Here is a 19278-nt window from a genome sequence, read left to right as displayed (position 1 = left end):
CCTAGTCTTTATTTGTTTGTATAAAGCTCATTTTGGTGAAATCGATTGGTTTATATCATGTATTTGTTCTATAATTAGAGTATTAATAAATATAGGTGATAAAAATGAATAAGCAACATCTAATATATACAGACCGAACTTTGCAAGAACTTAAAGGTGTTGGACCAAAAAGTTTACAGTTATTAAATGAATTAAATATCTATACATTAGAAGATTTAGTGTTGTATTTACCAACACGTTACGAAGATGAATCTGTCATAAATTTAAACGAAGCAACTGATGGTGATGTTGTCACTGTTACTGGAGAAGTGTACTCTAGTCCGACTGTCGCATTTTTTGGTAGAAATAAATCTAAATTAACGTGCCATATGCTAATTGATCAAATTGCCGTTAAAGTCACTTTCTTTAATCAACCTTATTTGAAAAAGAGACTCATCATGGGTGAAACAGTTACAATTAAAGGTAAATGGGATCAAAAGAAACAAATTATTGCTGGTCAAAAAGTAATGGCTGAAAAAGAAGACGGTGGAAATGCGTTAACACCTATTTATCGATTAAAAGAAGGTTTAAAACAAAAGCAGCTTAATAAATATATTGAACAAGCATTACAACTTGTTGAAATTGATGAATGGTTATCTCCAAATTTAATGGATAAGTACAAATTAATGCCATTAAAAGATGTCATTCCAATTTTACATAAACCACTTCAATTTAATCACCTCAAATTAGCACGACGCACATTTTCATTTAATGAATTATTCTTATTTCAGTTAAAGATGAAATGGTTAAGCAAATTAGAAAAAGAATCTAATAAAATAGAAGGTTTAAATTATGATGTTAATGCGGTGAAATCTTTTATCGAAACATTACCTTTTGAATTAACAGATGCTCAGAAAAATAGTGTGAATGAAATTTTTAGAGATTTAAAAGCGCCTATTAAAATGCATCGATTATTGCAAGGTGATGTAGGTTCGGGTAAAACGGTTGTTGCAGCTATTGCGATTTATGCAATGTTTAATGCTGGTAAGCAAAGTGCGCTTATGGTCCCAACAGCTATATTAGCTGAACAACATGCAATCAGTTTAGATGAGTTGTTTGGTGGGCAATTAAATGTCGCTTTATTAACAAGTTCAGTTAAAGGTAAAAAAAGAAAATTATTACTTGAACAGTTAGAAGCAGGAGAAGTTGACGTTATTGTTGGCACGCATGCACTAATTCAAGATGATGTAGCGTTTAATGATATTGGATTAGTTATCATTGATGAACAGCACCGATTTGGTGTAAATCAACGTAAGAAGCTGCGTGAAAAAGGTGCAGATACAAATGTCTTATTTATGACAGCAACACCAATTCCGAGAACATTGTCTATCTCTGCGTTCGGGGAAATGGATGTAACCTCGATTAAACAAATGCCTAAAGGGAGAAAAGAAATTTTGACATCGTGGGCTAAACATGAAGAAATTGATCATGTACTGAATCAACTAAACAGTGAAATATCAAAAGGTCGACAAGCGTATGTCATTTGTCCATTAATAGAAGAAAGTGAAGCGTTGGATGTTCAAAATGTAGTCGCAATTTATGAGCAATTACAGTTGCGTTTCGGTGCGGATAAAGTCGGTCTTGTCCATGGTAAAATGCATGCAGATGAAAAAGACGAAATCATGAATAAATTTAGTAATAATGAAATCGCGATATTAGTTTCTACAACTGTTGTTGAAGTAGGTGTAAACGTCCCTAATGCAACATTTATGATTATCTATGATGCTGACCGATTTGGTTTATCTACGTTACACCAATTAAGAGGACGTGTCGGTAGAAGTCATCACCAAAGTTACTGTACGTTAGTAGCATCACCTAAAACTGAGAGTGGTGTAGAACGTATGCACATTATGACTGAATCTACTGACGGTTTTTATTTATCAGAACGAGATTTGGAAATGAGAGGACCTGGTGACTTCTTTGGCGTTAAACAAAGTGGTTTACCTGATTTCAGAGTTGCAAATATTGTAGAAGATTATAGAATGTTAGAAGTTGCAAGAGATGAAGCGAGTGAATTAGTGCAATCAGGTGAATTTTTCAAACCTGAATATGATAAATTGAGATTATTAGTACAAGAATCTATGTCAGAACAAAATTTTGATTGACATTGGAACACGTATTGTATAAATTTGAATTACCATATTTTGAGAGTAGGTTAGAAACATGAGATGGTTATATAAAATTATAGGTATCTTATTAATCATGACGGCAATATCTATTTTCTTCTGGAATGATATTAGAACGTATTTTACAGACCGTGTTAATGATAAAGTCATTGAGTCGTATGAAAATCATGATGACAGCGTTAAAATAAATCCAATAGAATCATGGATTACAAAAACAGAAACAGATAACTTAAAAGTAAATGAACACATGGTTGGTTATTTAAAAGTACCAGCAGCAGATATATCAGAGCCTATATTTAAAGGACCAGCAACAGAACAAAATTTAAAAAACGGATTGTCATTAGTAGATGAGAACGAAAAATTAAGTGAGCAGAATGTCGCAATCGCTGGACATCGTGTAGAAGGTGCAGGAATAAGATTTAATTATCTCGATCGCGCAAAAGTTGGCGATAAAGTAGAACTCATCACATTAAAAGGTAAAAAGACATATATAATTAAAAATATTAAAAATGTAAAGCCAAATCAAGTTGAAGTATTAGATGAACATAAAGGTAAACCGAATCAATTAACATTAATAACATGTGATAATTATAATCCAGATACTTTATTGTTCGAAGAGCGCATGATATTTACAGCAGTAGAAGAAAATGCAGCATAACTATGATAGAGGAGAGTAAAATTTCAAATTTTGCTCTTTTTTTGTTGGGAGAAATGAGTTGGATGGAGTGGGTATGGGAGATCGGTGGGTGGATTTGTGGGGGATTTGTTGGATATAGGTGTGGGGGATTCATCGAGTAGGTAGGGAGAATGTGAGATATTCGAGAAGATGTAAGCTAAAGTTGGAGTAAACACACGAGATCTGCGAAGATGTGAGTTAAAGCGGTAGTAAACTCACGAGATTGAAGAAGATGTGAGTTAAAGAGGTAATAAACTCACGAGATTGGTGAAGATGTGAGTTAAAGGAGCAATAAACCCACGAGATTGAAGAAGATGTGAGTTAAAGAGGTAATAAACTCACGAGATTGGTGAAGATGTGAGTTAAAGTTGTAGTAAACACACGAGATTGGAAAAGATGTCAGTTAAAGAAGAAGTAAACCCACGAGATTGTGAAAGATGTAAGCTAAAGTTGGAGTAAACACACGAGATCTGCGAAGATGTGAGTTAAAGAGGCAGTATACTCACAAGATTGCAAAAGATGTGAGTTAAAGCGGTAGTAAACTCACATCTTTTTAAAAATTAAATGATTATTTAGAAATGAACATTTTTGATTACATAAAAAATCGCCCAAGTCGTAGCTTAATGCCTACATTAAGCCAAGAGATGGCTCAAGTCGTAGCTTAATGCCTACATTAAGCCAAGAGATTGCTTAAGCCTCAACTCCCAACATCAATTCCCACCCCCAACACCTAACCTCGCACCCAAAATAAGTCCAACCTCCTACCCAAATCCATAATCAACCCCCAAAATTCACTCATTCCACCTTGTCTTCACATCTTATTATTTAAGTCTTATGACCAAATTTTTAAATTTCGTTCTTTTTTATTGTATAATTTGTTGAGTATATTGTTATACCCGTGTTAGTATAAGTAAGGTAGGTCATGATAGCAGGTGCTAATTTTAGCTATAAGTACATAATAGAATGGATTTGGATGAAATGAAATTATCAAAAGCAGATCGCCAGAGGGAATTAACAAATCGTTTGAAAGCTGAACCTTTCATAACTGACGAAACTTTAAGTGAATATTTTAAAGTAAGCATCCAAACTATTAGACTAGATAGAATGGAGCTAGGTATTCCAGAATTAAGACGCCGCATCAAAGATGTAGCAACACAAAATCATGATGAAATTAAATCATTACCCATTGAAGATGTCATTGGGGAAATTATAGATATTGAATTAGATAAATCAGCAATTTCTATTATAGATATTAAGGAAGAACATGTTTTTACACGTAATGGTATTGCTAGAGGACACTATTTATTTGCCCAAGCTAACTCATTATGTGTAGCATTGATTAACGATGAATTAGCATTAACAACTAAGAGTAATGTTCAATTCAAAAAATCAGTAAAACTAAATGAAAGAGTCATTGCTAAAGCTACTGTGATTCATAAATCGAAACATATAGCTAAAGTAGATGTCACTAGCACTGTTCATGGAGAAACTGTTTTCCAAGGACAATTTGAAATGTATTATTCGAGCGAGGGTGAAAATAATGGTTAAGATTGCGATAGATATGATGGGCGGAGATGACGCGCCAGGTATCGTAATAGAAGCGGTTAAACAAGCAGTTAATGATTTTCCAGATTTAGAGATTTTGTTATATGGTGATGAAAAACAATTTGATTACAAACATGATCGTATCACTTTTTATCATACAGATGAAAAGATAACAATGGATGACGAACCTGTTAGATCAATTAAGAAAAAGAAAAATGCTTCAATGGTTTTAATGGCGAATGCTGTTAAAGAAGGTAAAGCTGAAGCATGTGTATCAGCTGGTAATACTGGCGCACTTATGAGTAGTGGATTATTTATTGTCGGCAGAATAAAAGGTATTGAAAGACCTGCATTAGTTGCAACTTTCCCAACTGTGACAGGTAAAGGATTTGTATTTTTAGATATTGGTGCAAACTCAGATGCTAAACCTGAACATCTTGTGCAATATGCTAAAATGGGCGAAATTTATGCCAAACAAATTAGAAGTATTGAAAAACCTTCATTAGCACTTTTAAATATTGGTACTGAAGAAACAAAAGGTAATGCTTTGATGAAAAAGACTTATCAATTACTTAAAGAAGAACAATTTGATAACTTTATTGGAAATGTTGAAGCAAAATCTTTATTGTTAGATGCATGTGATGTCGTTGTATCAGATGGTTATAACGGTAACATGGTGTTAAAAACAATCGAAGGTACAGCAACAGGTATATTTAAAATGTTAAAAGAAGCGATGACTGCTTCAACTAAAAATAAACTTGCTGCACTTACTTTGAAAAAAGATTTTAAAAAAATCAGCAATAAAATGGACTATGCAGAATACGGTGGTTCAGTCCTATTAGGATTAAATGGTGTTGTTGTTAAAGCACACGGATCATCAGATCAACGTGCATTCTATAATGCAATTAAACAAGCTAAGCTAGCTGCAGATACTAAAATAGTAGATAAAATGAAGAAAGCAGTAGGTGAAATAAATGGGTAAAGTTGCAATCATGTTCCCTGGTCAAGGGTCACAAAAAGTAGGAATGTCAGAAGATTTATATCAAGAAGAAATTAATGCAACATCAATTTTAGAAAGAGCAAATGAATCATTATCATTTGATTTACTTGAAATTATGTTTAAAGATCCAGAAGAAATTCTTGGATTAACTGAATATACACAACCAGCATTGTTAACGCATAGTTCAGCTTTAATGAATGCTTTAAAAGATTTAAATTATGACTACGCATTAGGACATAGTTTAGGTGAATATTCAGCATTAGTATCAGAAGGTGTATTAAAGTTTGAAGATGCCGTTCAAATCGTACATAAACGTGGTACATTAATGTCTGAAGCTTTTCCACAAGGTGTAGGTTCTATGGCAGCGGTACTAGGTTTAGACATTGAAAAAGTGAGAGAAATCTGTGAACAATTATCAACAGAAGACAAACTTATTGAACCAGCAAACATCAATTGCCCAGGTCAAATCGTTGTATCTGGTCATGCAGAACTCATTGATAAACTTGCAGCAGAAGGTAAATCACTAGGTGCTAAACGTGTTATGCCTTTAAAAGTTTCAGGTCCATTTCATTCTTCAATGATGAAAACTATAGCAGATGATTTTGAAAACTACATTAATCAATTTGAGTGGAAAGATGCTGAACACCCAATTGTACAAAATGTATATGCTAAACCTGAAACAGATCATGAAGTTATTAAAGCGAACATGGTTAAACAATTATTCTCACCAGTTGAATTCAGTCAATCTGTTGAGTATTTAATTGAACAAGGTGTAGATCACTTTATCGAAGTCGGTCCTAACAAAGTATTATCTGGGTTAGTTAAGAAAATTAGTCGTGATGTTAAAATAACATCAATTCAAACAATTGATGATATTAAAGGATGGAATGAATAATGACAAAAACAGCTATCGTTACAGGTGCTTCTAGAGGTATTGGTCGTAAAATTGCATTAGAACTTGGTAAAGAAGGTTACAATGTAGTTGTGAACTATGCAGGAAATAAAGAAAAAGCAGAAGAAGTCGTTTCTGAAATTAAATCATTTGGTGTAGAAGCATTTGCATTTCAAGCAAACGTAAGTGAGCAAGATGAAGTAAAAGCTATGATTAAAGAAACAACATCTCAATTTGGTACTATCGATGTATTAGTTAATAATGCAGGTATTACAAGAGATAATTTATTGATGCGTATGAAACAAGACGAATGGGATGACGTAATCAATACAAACTTAAAAGGTGTATTTAACTGTGTTCAAGCAGTAACAAGACCAATGTTAAAACAAAAATCTGGTCGCATCATTAACTTATCAAGTGTTGTAGGATCATTAGGAAACGCAGGACAAGTGAACTATGTAGCAACTAAATCAGGTGTTGAAGGTATGACAAGAACATTTGCTAGAGAATTAGCATCTAGAGGCATTACTTGTAATGCAGTTGCACCAGGATTTATCGTATCAGATATGACAGATCAATTATCTGATGAATTAAAAGAACAAATGAAATCACAAATTCCACTTGCACGATTTGGTGAAGATAGTGATATTGCCCATACAGTAGCATTTCTTGCAAGTGATAAAGCAAGCTATATTACTGGCCAAACAATTCACGTTAATGGCGGAATGTATATGCAATAATAACTACTTTTATAGTAGAATAGGATAGTAAGAGAAATTGAATTTCTTATTATATAAGATTTAAATCATTTAAAGGAGGTGAATGGAATGGCAAGTTTCGACAAAGTTAAAGACATTATTGTAGATCGTCTAGGTGTAGACGCTGAAAAAGTAACGCCTGAAGCTTCATTTAAAGATGATTTAGGTGCTGATTCTTTAGATATAGCAGAATTAGTAATGGAATTAGAAGATGAATTTGATATGGAAATTCCTGATGAGGAAGCAGAAAAAATCAACACAGTTGGTGACGCTGTAAAATATATTGAATCATTAGAAAAATAATTCAAACTATAAAAGCCCGTATACCATTGGTTACGGGCTTTTTATTATGCTTTTTATGAATAGGGTAAAAATCTAAAAATTAGTTTAACTGCTAAATTAATTTGCTTAAAATTCTAAACGTATTTTTCCTCTTCAAAAGTAACGTCCATTGTTTCATCACCATACGTTTCAGGAAAGATAAAATCTAGCCATTCTAGATCATCAGAAAAATAATTTTAACCCACCTTAATTGGTGGGCTATTTTATATATTAAAATTATTCATTTTTTAACTATATACATATTCTAGAAAATTGGTATATAATGTAAAAAAAGTAGGATTTTTGATGAATTTTAAAATTTTTAAACCGTTTGTATGTTTAATTGCATTTGCTGTCTTATTTTCTGGATTTGGAAATATACAAGCACAAGAAGACAATACCTTGATCAAAGAGAATAATGAAGTTACTAATTCTTTATCTCATGCTGATATTACCGAAAGTAAGACTGGAGAAATATCCGAAGTCAATACATCTATTGATGAGGAAGAGGTGTCATTAGATACAACCCTTTCAAATAATTTTGAAACAGGCGAGATTAGTTTAAGTGGTAAAATATCTAATTATGAAGTAGAAGAACACATAGATTATTCTATAGACTTAACTTATGCAGATGAAAATGATATTGCCGGATATTTAATAGATAATAAAACAGGAGAAGAACATCAGTTTGATACACGTTTATTTGAAGCTTCAGCAGTACCTTTAGTTGTAGTAGCTGTTATGGCTGCTCGATTTGGTATTAAATGGGCTATTAAAAAATATGGTAAAAAAGCTGTCAATAAAGCTGTCAAATCTAATACACACAAGATTGTTAAAAGTATTAATAAAAGTTTACTTAATGATAAAGGTGTAAATTTAGGTAAATTTACTCAAAAAGTTAAAGGGAGTAATCCTACATGGAGAGATTCGAAAACTAAATGGACTATCTCTAAAAATAAAGGAGAACCACATGGTGGATCTTATTGGAAGTTAAAAAATAACAAGGGAGAAAGAAAGGCCTCTTTGACTAAGGATGGAAAAATTTTAAGGAAATAAGGTGCTACAAATTATGTATTTTGATATAAATAATTTGAATATTAAAAAAATAAATTTTGGGATGATGAAAAATTCAATTCATTTAAATTTAAGTGATGATAAGTATCAGTTCTTAGAAGATGGTGACACTATCAATAATGATTATTTTTTAACTGTATATAAAAATGCAATACACATTTTTGAAGATTTATTTTCGCTTTCAGACTCTATAAATTTGGTTCATGTTGTATATTCTTATACTAGACCATATAGAAAAACGAATTTTATAAAAAAATTCACATCATTAACTAAAGATGAATTATCTTATTTTAAAGAATATGTAAAATCGAATGATGATGATGAAGTTTTGTGCGAGGAGTTTTCATACAATTGTTCCATTAAAGAATTAAAATATAAAAAATTATTAAAAGCTATATCCAATCAAGATTTTAAAGGATTAGTTCCAAATATTAATCAGAATTATAATTATTCTGAAATATATATAATTAATAATACCAAAAATTTAATATACCATTTATATGATGATAGGGGCCTATGGTTAGCTTTTAATAAAAATGAAGATTATGCAAGATATTCTAAAAAGTATAGTGATTTAATATTGGATCTTGATAATGAAGAGGTTTAAACTATACATATGCATAGCGATTATCTTTTTTATTATTTTAAGCTTAATTTTTTATTTGAACAATCTAAAACTATTAAAAGTAGCTATTCTAGATACCGGTGTTAATAGTTCTTCTGTTGAAAGCAAAGTAATCTCAAAATAATATTGTGATTTATGATGCAAAAGTATTGAATAGCGATGGTCTTGGAACTGTTAAAGATACAATAGCAGGTATAGATTGGGCAATTAAAAACAAAGTAAATGTGATAAATATGAGCTATGGTTTTACTCATGATTACGAAAGCCTTCACAACAAAATAAAAGAGGCAAATAGTAAAGGAATTATTGTTTTGGCTGCAAATGGTAATGATATATTTGGTCAAAAAGAGTACCCTGCATCTTATCATGAGGTAATTTCTATAGGTGTATTGAAAAATAAATATAATAAATCTATCTACAATTCAAATGATAATGCAGATTTATATATTTCTTTAAGTAATAAATCTAAGGGAAGTGTCAATAATACTTCAGAAGCAACCGCATTAGCTACTAATCGTTTAATTAAAAATCATAATGGTGACCTTCATAATTTAGATAAAAAAGAATTAATTTCGGTATTAAAAAAAGAATAAGTACAAAAGAGAGATAAAGATAATAAACGTTCAAAAATTGAAATTTTAGCAAATATCTCTTATATAATTAGTAGTTTTATTGTAAGAACGACCGTTCTATTTTGTAAAGCAATGTTGATAATATAAACGTAGGGGTAAAAAGGGGGGCAAATAGTTTGTTTTCATATGAACTAGTATGAAATAAACATTGCATAAAGTCTGTGAGATAGTGCGTTAATTAATGCACTTGAACAACCATAAACTCATGCGAAAATCACATGTATTTCATCATTAGAAAAATAATTCAAATTACAAAAGTCCGTATACCAATGGTTACGGGCTTTTTATTATGCTTTTTTATAGAAGATGTAAAATCTATATTTTTAGTGTTTTAATAGTTTTGGAAAATTTAACAATAATTCAAATAAGTAAATGGATAATTAATTCAGTTTAAGATTTTTGTTTATTAATATTGCCAAATAGTATTAAGGAGCTATAATAATATAATGTAAAATTAATATTTAAAACTCAATATTAGCCATTCTCCTAATAATACATTGATTTATTCTTTAGATATTGAAATAAATGCCTTAGGTAGTACTTTTATTTGAGTACTAAAAAAGAATGACTAAAGTCGTCATAAAAAATTTGAGTACGCATTATATTTTTATATTAATTATATTAAAAAACTTTAAGGAGAAATATCATGAATGAATTAACAATTATCATTACTTATTATAATAAAGAAGATTATATACTTGATTGTATTGGTAGTATTAAAAACCAAAGAAATCAAAACTTTGATTTAATCATAGTTAATGATGGATCAACAGACTCTTCTAATAGATTAGTTAATGAAGCGATAAATAATTATGATAAAAATGTAAATCACATTAATTTAGATAGAAATTATGGGCACGCCTATGCTAGAAATATAGCTTTAGAAAATGTTGAAACAAAATATTTTATGTTTTTAGATGCTGATGACCAACTTGCAAGCTATTCAGTTGAGTATTACTTATCTAAAATCAATGGATTAGACGGCTTAATTGGGCCAATAAATAAATTCTCATTAAAAAAACCTCAATATGTAAATAAAGATAAAATTAGAATTGACTACTTAACTAAAGGTAATAATCCTAATTCCTTTTTAAGAAAAAATACGGTTTGTAATATTTTGTTTAAAACTTCTATTGTCAAAGCGCATAACATTAGGTTTAATGAAGATTTAAAAATATATATCGATACTTCGTTTACGCTTGAATATATTAAATACGTAGAGAGATTTGTAAGGTTACGTAATTTTCCTTTTTATTTTAGAGGTGAAATTTATGATCCATTTGAAGGTAATACTTTAAGTGATCAAGATTTCATTTTTACATTCGAAGATTATGTTAATAGTTATCTTGATTCCATTAAAAGAACGGATAATAAAGAAATTCTTAACTTTTTATCTCAAAAAATGAAACTTGAAATTAAAAAAGGGTTCGACCCATCTTTGACAGATATAAATATAAGATATAGTGTTCTTGAGAAACCTTTAATTAATATTGTTAAAACACTAAAGTGGAACATTATAAAAGATGGAAAAATACTCTACAAATTAGAATTATTGTTTTTATCTATGGACGACATTGATAATGCTAAATATATAAATAATATTAGAAGTGTAAGTAGACATGTAAAAAATATAGTTCAGAATAATAAAATGAAGAATAGATCAAAATATCAACTATTAGATAAAGAAGAAGCTGTAAATAATGAAACTATCGTTTTTGAGTCTTTCGGTGGTAAAAATTATAGTGATAGTCCTAAATATATTTATGAATATATGCAAAAACATTATCCTAAATTAAACTATATATGGGTGTTTAAAAATCCTAATCAAAATGTCATAACTGGTAATGCAGTAAAGGTTAAAAAAGGATCTAAAGAATATTATGATGCATACTCAAAAGCTAAATTCTGGGTTACGAATGCAAGGTTACCACTGTATTTAAATAAAAAAGATAACCAAATTTACATTCAAACATGGCACGGAACACCATTAAAGCGTTTGGCTAATGATATGAAGATAGTAAGAATGCCAGGAACAACTACACCTAAATATAAAAAGAATTTCTACGCTGAAACATCAAGATGGGATTATTTAATTTCTCCTAATAGGTACTCAACGAACATTTTTAAAACGGCATTTTGGATGGATGAGAATAGAACTTTAGAAATAGGATATCCTCGGAATGATATATTAGTTAATAGAAGTAATGATCAAGAATATATAGAAAAACTGAAAAAAGAATTAAACATACCAAAAGGTAAGAAAATTATTATGTACGCTCCAACATGGAGAGATGATGAATTTGTTAAAAAAGGTAAATATTTATTCGATTTAAAAATAAATTTAGAAAACCTACAAAAAGAATTAGGTGATGAATTTGTCATTTTACTAAGAATGCATTATTTAATTTCAAATGCATTAGATTTAAGTGGATATGAAGATTTTGCAATCGACGTATCTAATTATAATGATATATCCGAATTATATTTAATATCTGATGCACTCATTACAGATTATTCTTCAGTCATGTTTGACTTTGGGATTCTAAAAAGACCACAATATTTCTTTGCTTATGATATTGAGAAATATGATAAAGGTTTGAGAGGATTTTATATGGATTATATGAATGATTTACCTGGAGAAATTATTACAGATGAGTTTAAATTAGCTGAGGAATTAAAAGATGTTGATAAACATAAAGAAAAATATAAAGATAAAATAGAAAAGTTTTACGATAAATTCTGTTCTATAGAAAAAGGTCAATCTTCTAAATTTATTGGAGATTTTATATATGATAAGACAAAATAAAAATATCCCTGCCATAATTGGTGGGGTATTTTTATTTTTCAACAAGAATTATCATGAATTTTAATAAAATATAGAGGGAGATTAGTGGTCTTTTTGTAATCAATACTTAATCTTTATAACCTATCCAGTATACTTTATATATGATAAAATGTTTTAATATATTATTTAAGTATATATATAATACATATTTTTTAGGGGGATGTATGAAGATTAAAAGCAAATTATTGTTAGCTATTGCATTTACGAGCTTGACTGCATTGAATTTGAATTTGCATGCTGACGCTAAGGATGGCGGCGGTAGTGATACATCTAAAGATAAGACACCTAAGATACAGAACGTAGAGGTTGAACATAGAGATTACGATAAGAAATCAAGCAAGGTCCAAAAAGAAGTTGCGAAATCTTCAACAGCTGCCATGAATTATGTTTATTCATTGGAAGGTAAGGGTTGGGATTTTGATGGCTACTACGGTTGGCAATGTTTTGATTTAGTGAATTATTATTGGAATTATTTATATGGTCACGGTTTACATGGTGACTATGCAAAAGATATTCCAACTGCTAATAATTTTAGTGGTGAAGCAACAGTGTACAAAAACACACCATCATTTGTAGCACAGCCTGGAGATGTTGTTGTATTTAATGAAGATTTCGGATCAGGTGCTGGACATACAGCAATTGTATTAAACGGTAATGCAGACGGTAATGTGATGCAATTTACAAGTTTAGATCAAAATTGGTATGGTGGCGGCGCTGACAAGACAGAAGTTGCACAACGTATCACGCATGATTATGAAACTGAAATGTGGTTTATAAGACCAAATTAAGCAATCCATGATGATTACATAAGATAAGATAAACGTCTGAACAAAGCAATTTGTTCAGGCGTTTTATATATTGTGTCAATGGATATTGTCGTTTATGATAATATTCTTTTTTTTTTATGAAATATAACGTAAAATAGATAGGAAACATAATATTAGGGAGGACAGGCATGGTTAAAAATAAAGCACAAATCATATTACAATTTAAAGCTCAATTCGATGTGTTTATGAAAGACATAAATATCGAATTTGAACAATATGATATTTATGTTCAAGCATTCTCGCATTCAAGTTTTATTAATGACTTTAAATTAGATAAATTAAGTCATAATGAACGTTTAGAGTTCTTAGGAGACGCGGTGTTAGAATTGACGGTGTCACAGTTTTTATTTAAGAAATTTCCATTACTTCCAGAAGGTAAGCTCACTAAACTGCGCGCATCAATTGTATGTGAACCATCACTTGTAACATTTGCAATGAGTTTAAATATGAACGAATTACTTTTACTTGGTAAAGGTGAAGAAAAAACAGGTGGTCGTGAACGTCCATCGTTAATCGCCGATGCATTCGAATCATTTATTGGTGCATTGTATTTAGATAAAGGACTTGAAATTGTAGAGCAATTTTTAGAAAAAGTCGTATTTCCACATGTCGTTAATGAAAATTATACTGCGAATCGTGATTATAAAACAGAATTGCAGGAATTTATGCATCGTCATAATAAAGGCAATATTACGTATCATTTATTAGATGAAAGTGGTCCAGCACATCACAAGATGTTTACTTCTGAAGTACTATTAAATGGCAAACCTTTAGAAACAGGAAAAGGTAGAACGAAAAAAGAATCAGAACAAAATGCTGCTAAAAAAGCGTTGAATAATGGTCAATAAGGGGTAGTTTATGGTTTATTTAAAATCAATAGATGCATATGGATTTAAATCTTTTGCTGAACATACACATGTAGACTTTGATAATGGTGTAACAGCTATTGTAGGCCCAAATGGTAGTGGTAAAAGTAATATTACGGATGCTATAAAATGGGTTCTCGGTGAACAATCAGCAAAAAGTTTACGTGGATCTAAGATGGAAGATGTCATCTTTAACGGGTCGAAAGAACGTAAAAAGTGCCAATATGCAGAAGTAAAATTAACATTGGATAATCATTCAAGAAAACTAAATATAGATGAAGATACAATAACAGTTGAACGCCGCTTATATAGAAATGGTGACAGTGAATATTATTTAAATAAAGAACGAACACGCTTAAAATCAGTCCTTGATCTATTTTTAGATTCAGGTCTTGGTAAAGAAGCTTTTAGTATTATTTCTCAAGGTAAAGTTGATGAAGTATTGAATGCTAAGCCTAGTGATAGAAGATATCTCATAGAAGAAGCAGCTGGCGTATTAAAATATAAAAAACGTAAAAAAGAAGCGACGCAAAAATTAGACGAAACAGAACAAAATCTAAATCGTGTTGAAGACATTTTATTCGATTTAGAAGCTAGAGTTGAGCCTCTAAGAGAAGAAGCTGCGATTGCTGAAGAGTATATTGCTTTAAAAGAAGAAATGAAAAAAAGTGATATTACTGTAACGGTATATGATATTGAAAGTTTAAATAAAGATTTTAAAAAGCTTGAACAAGAAATTGAGCATTTTCAATATCAAAAAGAACAAAAAACAAATGAATTAGACGCTATGACTTTTGAATTAAATGAAAAGAAAAAATCGAGAGATCAGATTTCTAATCAAATTCAAAATGATAACAAGGCATTAGTTGAAGCGACTGAATCATTAGAACGATTTACTGGTCAATTAGAAGTCTTAAAAGAACGTCAAAAAAATAGTGATGCGACAAATGAAAGATTAGAAGAAGAAAAGCAAGCTTCTCAAACGAGAATTAACAAAATTACTGAACAAATTAAAGAAATAGATGCAGAACTAAAAGAATTTAAAGATAGATATCAAGTATTAGTGCAAGAAATTAATGGACTTGAAGGTCAATTATCGAATCAAGAAGGTACATTTGAAGAGAAAATTGAACAACTGAAAGATCGTTATTATCAACTGATGACAGAGCAATCAGACATTAATAATGATATTAGATTTTTAGAAGACAAATTAGCAACACATCAAGAAAAACAATCAAGATTAGATGGCAGACAAAAAGAAGTATACGAAGAACTTCAACGCGTTTGGGAAGATAAATCTTCATATACAGAAAAGCTACAATCTGTTGAAAAAGAACTTCAAGAAACAACTGAACAATATAAAGCTGACCATAAGTTGTTAAAAAGTAAAGAGCAAGCATATAAAGATACGGAGTCAAAACTGTATCAAGCGTACCGTTATACAGAACAAATGAAGACGCGTATTAATACGTTAAAGAGTATGCAAGATGAATACTCTGGATTTTATTCTGGTGTTAAACATGTGCTGAAAGAAAAGTCACTCAATGGTATAGAAGGTGCAGTTGCTGAAATTATCGATACACCTTCGAAATTGACAACAGCTATTGAAATAGCGCTAGGTGCTTCTTTGCAACACATTATTGTACGAGAAGAGAAAGATGCACGATTAGCAATTAAATATTTAAAAGATAAAAAGCTAGGCCGTGCTACATTCTTACCAATGAATGTGGTTAAAAAACGATTTATACCACAATCTGTTATCGAGCAAATTAATGATCAACATGGCTTCATTACAGTAGCTTCTGAAGGTGTTAAATATGACGAGAAATATCGAAATATTGTAGAGCATTTGTTAGGTAGTACAATTATTGCTAAAGATTTAGAAACTGCCAATCAACTTGCGAGGTTAATTCAGTTCAAGCATAGAATCGTGACACTTGAAGGCGATGTGATTACGCCAGGCGGTGCTATGACTGGTGGTGGCAAAGAGAAGAAAGCAAGTTTGTTATCACAAAAAGATGAACTGAAAACGACTGAAGATAAGTATCAGAACTTTATGCAACAAACAACTCAAATTGAGGAGAATGTTAAAGCGTTAAAACAAGAAGTTCAAAATATCGAACAGTCCTTAACTGAAACACAAGAAAAAGGTACTGAATTAAGAGCTAAAGAGCATGAAGTAACGTTACAATTAGATGCAGTATTAGCTAAAGAAAAACGATTAAAAGACGAAAATGAAACGTTTGAATTTGAAAAAAATGATGGCTATAACTTTGTGAAAGGTCAAGAAACATTACAAGAAAAGCAAAATAAACTTGTAACGATTAAACAAGATATAGAGCAAATTGATAACGAAATCAATCAATTAAATGCATCACTTTCACATAGTAAAGATAGCGAAAAAACAATTCAAAATACATTAAATGAAAAGCGTTCGAATCTTGCAGTTGAAAAAGAACGAAATCGTTTGAAAGAACAAGATAAGAAACGACTTAAAGAAGATTTAAACGAATATGAACATACGTTAACTAAGATTAATGATCAAATTGAATTAATCAATTCTGATGATTATATGGGTAGCGGTCAATTTGAAAAAGTCGAAAGTCAAATTCAACTATTTACAGCTAAAAAGCAAGAAATAGAAACGAAAATGATGGATGATCAAGATAAATATAAATCTATTCAAGAAGAAATTGAGCAAATAGAACGCGATACGCAATCTATGCATCAAAGCATTTCTGGTTTAGAAACAGGCTTACAAGATATGGTGAGTAAGCACTCTAAAATAGATATTATGATTGAGCATCAATTGACACACTTAAATGAAACGTATCAATTAACTTTTGAAAAAGCACAATCATTGTATGAAATGCCAGAAGATATTTCAGAAGCAAGAAAAACTGTTAAATTAACGAAAATGTCTATAGATGAACTTGGACATGTAAATTTAAATGCGATAGAACAATTTAAAGAAGTTAATGAAAGATATACTTTCTTAAGTGATCAAAGAACAGATTTATTAGAAGCAAAAGAAACATTAGAACAAGTCATATTAGAAATGGATGGCGAAGTATCAACTAGATTTAAAGAAACATTTGATGAAGTGAATCATCATTTTGGAAATGTGTTTAAATCACTCTTCAATGGTGGACGTGCTGAGTTACAACTTACAGACAAAGATATTTTAGATGCGGGTGTTGAAATTGTCGTACAACCTCCAGGCAAGAACCGACAATACTTATCACTACTTAGTGGTGGGGAACGTGCGTTATCTGCCATTAGTTTACTCTTTGCGATATTAAAAGCACGTACAGCGCCTTTTGTAATTCTAGATGAAGTTGAAGCTGCATTAGATGAACAAAATGTCATAAGATATGCAGAATATTTAGATCAACTTAAATCGGAAACTCAATTTATCGTTATTACACATAGAAAAGGTACAATGTCATACGCGGATAGCTTATATGGTGTTACAATGCAAGAAGCGGGCATTTCTAAACTTGTGAGTGTTAACTTAAAATCAATTAAAGAAGAAGAATTGGAGGCATTACAATCATGAGTTTTTTTAAACGATTAAAGGATAGATTCTCTCCTAGTGAAGAAAAAAACAAAGAGATTGAAAACCAAGAAGAACAACCAGTCCAAGACTTAGAACCTGAGTCTAATGAAAAGGAAAATCCAGAGGCGATTCAGTTTGACGATGGCTTAATGTCATTAGATGAGTTTGAAGAATGGGAATCAGAACAACTTGGTGCTAAGTTCAAACAAGGATTAGAAAAATCTAGAGAGAACTTCCAAAATAAATTAAATGATTTATTAGCAGTGTATCGTAAAGTTGACGAAGATTTCTTTGAAGCATTAGAAGAAATGTTAATTCAAGCAGATGTTGGATTTAACACAGTTATGGAACTTGTTGATGAATTACGTATGGAAGCTAAACGCCAAAATATTAGTGAAACATCTGAATTAAGAGAAGTCATCGTTGAAAAAATAGTCGAAATTTATGTACAAGATGATGAAGATATTGATCGAATGAATATTGAAAATGACCGATTAAATGTTATATTAATGGTTGGTGTTAATGGTGTTGGTAAAACGACGACTATCGGTAAATTAGCACATCGTTATAAACAAGAAGGTAAAAAAGTTATGTTAGCAGCTGGGGATACTTTCCGTGCAGGTGCTATTGAACAATTGAAAGTTTGGGGAGAACGGGTTGGCGTAGAAGTTATTAGTCAAAAAGAAGGTTCTGACCCAGCAGCAGTTATGTATGATGCAGTAAATGCTGCTAAAAATAGAGGTGCTGATATTTTAATTTGTGATACTGCAGGACGATTACAAAATAAAGCCAACTTAATGAATGAATTACAAAAAGTTAGAAAAGTTATTGATCGTAACGTACCTGGCGCACCTCACGAAGTATTATTAGCATTAGATGCGACAACTGGACAAAATGCATTATCACAAGCTAAGTCATTTAAAGAAGTGACACAAGTTACAGGTATCGTATTAACGAAACTTGACGGAACAGCAAAAGGTGGTATCGTGTTAGCGATACGTAATGAATTACAAATTCCAGTTAAATTTGTAGGACTCGGTGAAAAACTTGATGACTTACAACCATTTGATGCAGAAAGCTATGTTTATGGATTATTTGCAGACATGATAGATGCAAATGAGTCTGTTGAAAATACTACTGAAGAAGCTGATCAAAATGACGGAAAATAATGAACTTATAAAAACAATGAGAATGAATTACTTATTTGATTTTTATCAAGGTTTATTAACTGAAAAACAACGCAATTATTTAGAGTTATATTATTTACAAGATTATGCACTAAGTGAAATTGCAGAGACATTTCATGTGAGTCGACAAGCAGTATATGATAATATAAAACGAACAGATGAATTATTAGAAGAGTATGAAACGAAATTACAACTCTTTAAAAAATTTAAAGAAAGACAATCTATTATTGATGAATTAAAAAGATTGTCAGGAGATAATCAAGAACTTAATCAGGCGATTGAACGCTTAGAAATTCTTGAATAGGA

Annotated in this window: 16 protein-coding genes; all 16 read left to right on the top strand. The window is 30.7% G+C overall.

All coding sequences use genetic code 11. The features are described 5' to 3' along the window. The first annotated feature begins 104 nt into the window (after positions 1-104). The 16 genes from recG (at position 105) to LQ617_RS03135 (ending at position 19276) form a co-directional block, all read left to right on the top strand. Positions 105-2144: an ATP-dependent DNA helicase RecG gene (gene recG, locus LQ617_RS03210; RefSeq protein WP_204168241.1), complete on the top strand. Its 2040-nt coding sequence runs from the start codon at positions 105-107 to the stop codon at positions 2142-2144. Positions 2145-2202: 58 nt separating this feature from the next. Further along, on the top strand, positions 2203-2823 hold the full coding sequence (locus LQ617_RS03205; RefSeq protein WP_126476882.1) for a class A sortase: 621 nt from the start codon (positions 2203-2205) through the stop codon (positions 2821-2823). A gap of 996 nt (positions 2824-3819) precedes the next feature. Then, positions 3820-4389, top strand: a complete 570-nt coding sequence (fapR, locus tag LQ617_RS03200) for a transcription factor FapR (RefSeq protein WP_025905295.1) — start codon at positions 3820-3822, stop codon at positions 4387-4389. Continuing rightward, a complete protein-coding gene (gene plsX / locus LQ617_RS03195; RefSeq protein WP_239739529.1) occupies positions 4382-5368 on the top strand; it encodes a phosphate acyltransferase PlsX in 987 nt (328 codons plus the stop codon). The genes fapR and plsX overlap by 8 nt, the downstream gene beginning before the upstream one ends. After that, positions 5361-6281 (top strand): ACP S-malonyltransferase, encoded by a 921-nt coding sequence (gene fabD, locus LQ617_RS03190; RefSeq protein WP_239739527.1) that lies wholly within the window; start codon positions 5361-5363, stop codon positions 6279-6281. The genes plsX and fabD overlap by 8 nt, the downstream gene beginning before the upstream one ends. Next, the gene (gene fabG, locus LQ617_RS03185) at positions 6281-7018 is read left to right on the top strand and encodes a 3-oxoacyl-[acyl-carrier-protein] reductase (protein WP_025905298.1); all 738 of its coding nucleotides are present in this window, start codon (positions 6281-6283) and stop codon (positions 7016-7018) included. Before fabD ends, fabG begins: the two co-directional genes overlap by 1 nt. An 87-nt stretch (positions 7019-7105) precedes the next feature. Next, a complete protein-coding gene (locus LQ617_RS03180; RefSeq protein ID WP_017000113.1) occupies positions 7106-7339 on the top strand; it encodes an acyl carrier protein in 234 nt (77 codons plus the stop codon). Positions 7340-7663: 324 nt separating this feature from the next. Then, positions 7664-8413, top strand: coding sequence for an SAR2788 family putative toxin (locus tag LQ617_RS03175; protein WP_239739525.1), 750 nt, complete (start codon positions 7664-7666; stop codon positions 8411-8413). 13 nt (positions 8414-8426) lie between these two features. Next, positions 8427-9038 (top strand): DUF3885 domain-containing protein, encoded by a 612-nt coding sequence (locus tag LQ617_RS03170; protein WP_239739515.1) that lies wholly within the window; start codon positions 8427-8429, stop codon positions 9036-9038. Between the two features lie 146 nt (positions 9039-9184). Continuing rightward, entirely contained in the window at positions 9185-9649 is a 465-nt protein-coding gene (locus tag LQ617_RS03165; RefSeq protein WP_239739513.1) for a S8 family serine peptidase, read from the top strand. A gap of 685 nt (positions 9650-10334) precedes the next feature. Continuing rightward, entirely contained in the window at positions 10335-12494 is a 2160-nt protein-coding gene (locus tag LQ617_RS03160; protein ID WP_239739511.1) for a bifunctional glycosyltransferase/CDP-glycerol:glycerophosphate glycerophosphotransferase, read from the top strand. Positions 12495-12697: 203 nt separating this feature from the next. Next, the gene (locus LQ617_RS03155) at positions 12698-13321 is read left to right on the top strand and encodes a CHAP domain-containing protein (protein WP_025905299.1); all 624 of its coding nucleotides are present in this window, start codon (positions 12698-12700) and stop codon (positions 13319-13321) included. A 167-nt stretch (positions 13322-13488) separates the two neighbouring features. Continuing rightward, the gene (gene rnc, locus LQ617_RS03150; protein WP_239739509.1) at positions 13489-14208 is read left to right on the top strand and encodes a ribonuclease III; all 720 of its coding nucleotides are present in this window, start codon (positions 13489-13491) and stop codon (positions 14206-14208) included. A 10-nt stretch (positions 14209-14218) separates the two neighbouring features. Then, positions 14219-17785, top strand: coding sequence for a chromosome segregation protein SMC (gene smc / locus LQ617_RS03145; RefSeq protein ID WP_239739507.1), 3567 nt, complete (start codon positions 14219-14221; stop codon positions 17783-17785). Continuing rightward, entirely contained in the window at positions 17782-18954 is a 1173-nt protein-coding gene (ftsY, locus tag LQ617_RS03140) for a signal recognition particle-docking protein FtsY (RefSeq protein WP_037587754.1), read from the top strand. The genes smc and ftsY overlap by 4 nt, the downstream gene beginning before the upstream one ends. Continuing rightward, positions 18941-19276 (top strand): putative DNA-binding protein, encoded by a 336-nt coding sequence (locus tag LQ617_RS03135; RefSeq protein ID WP_025905303.1) that lies wholly within the window; start codon positions 18941-18943, stop codon positions 19274-19276. The genes ftsY and LQ617_RS03135 overlap by 14 nt, the downstream gene beginning before the upstream one ends. The last annotated feature ends 2 nt before the right edge of the window (positions 19277-19278 follow it).

The organism is Mammaliicoccus sp. P-M59 (assembly GCF_022386135.1).
In the GTDB taxonomy this organism is placed as follows: Bacteria; Bacillota; Bacilli; order Staphylococcales; family Staphylococcaceae; genus Mammaliicoccus; species Mammaliicoccus sciuri_A.
Note: the sequence above shows the minus strand (reverse complement) of the source record. Positions and strands in the feature narration are given on the sequence as shown.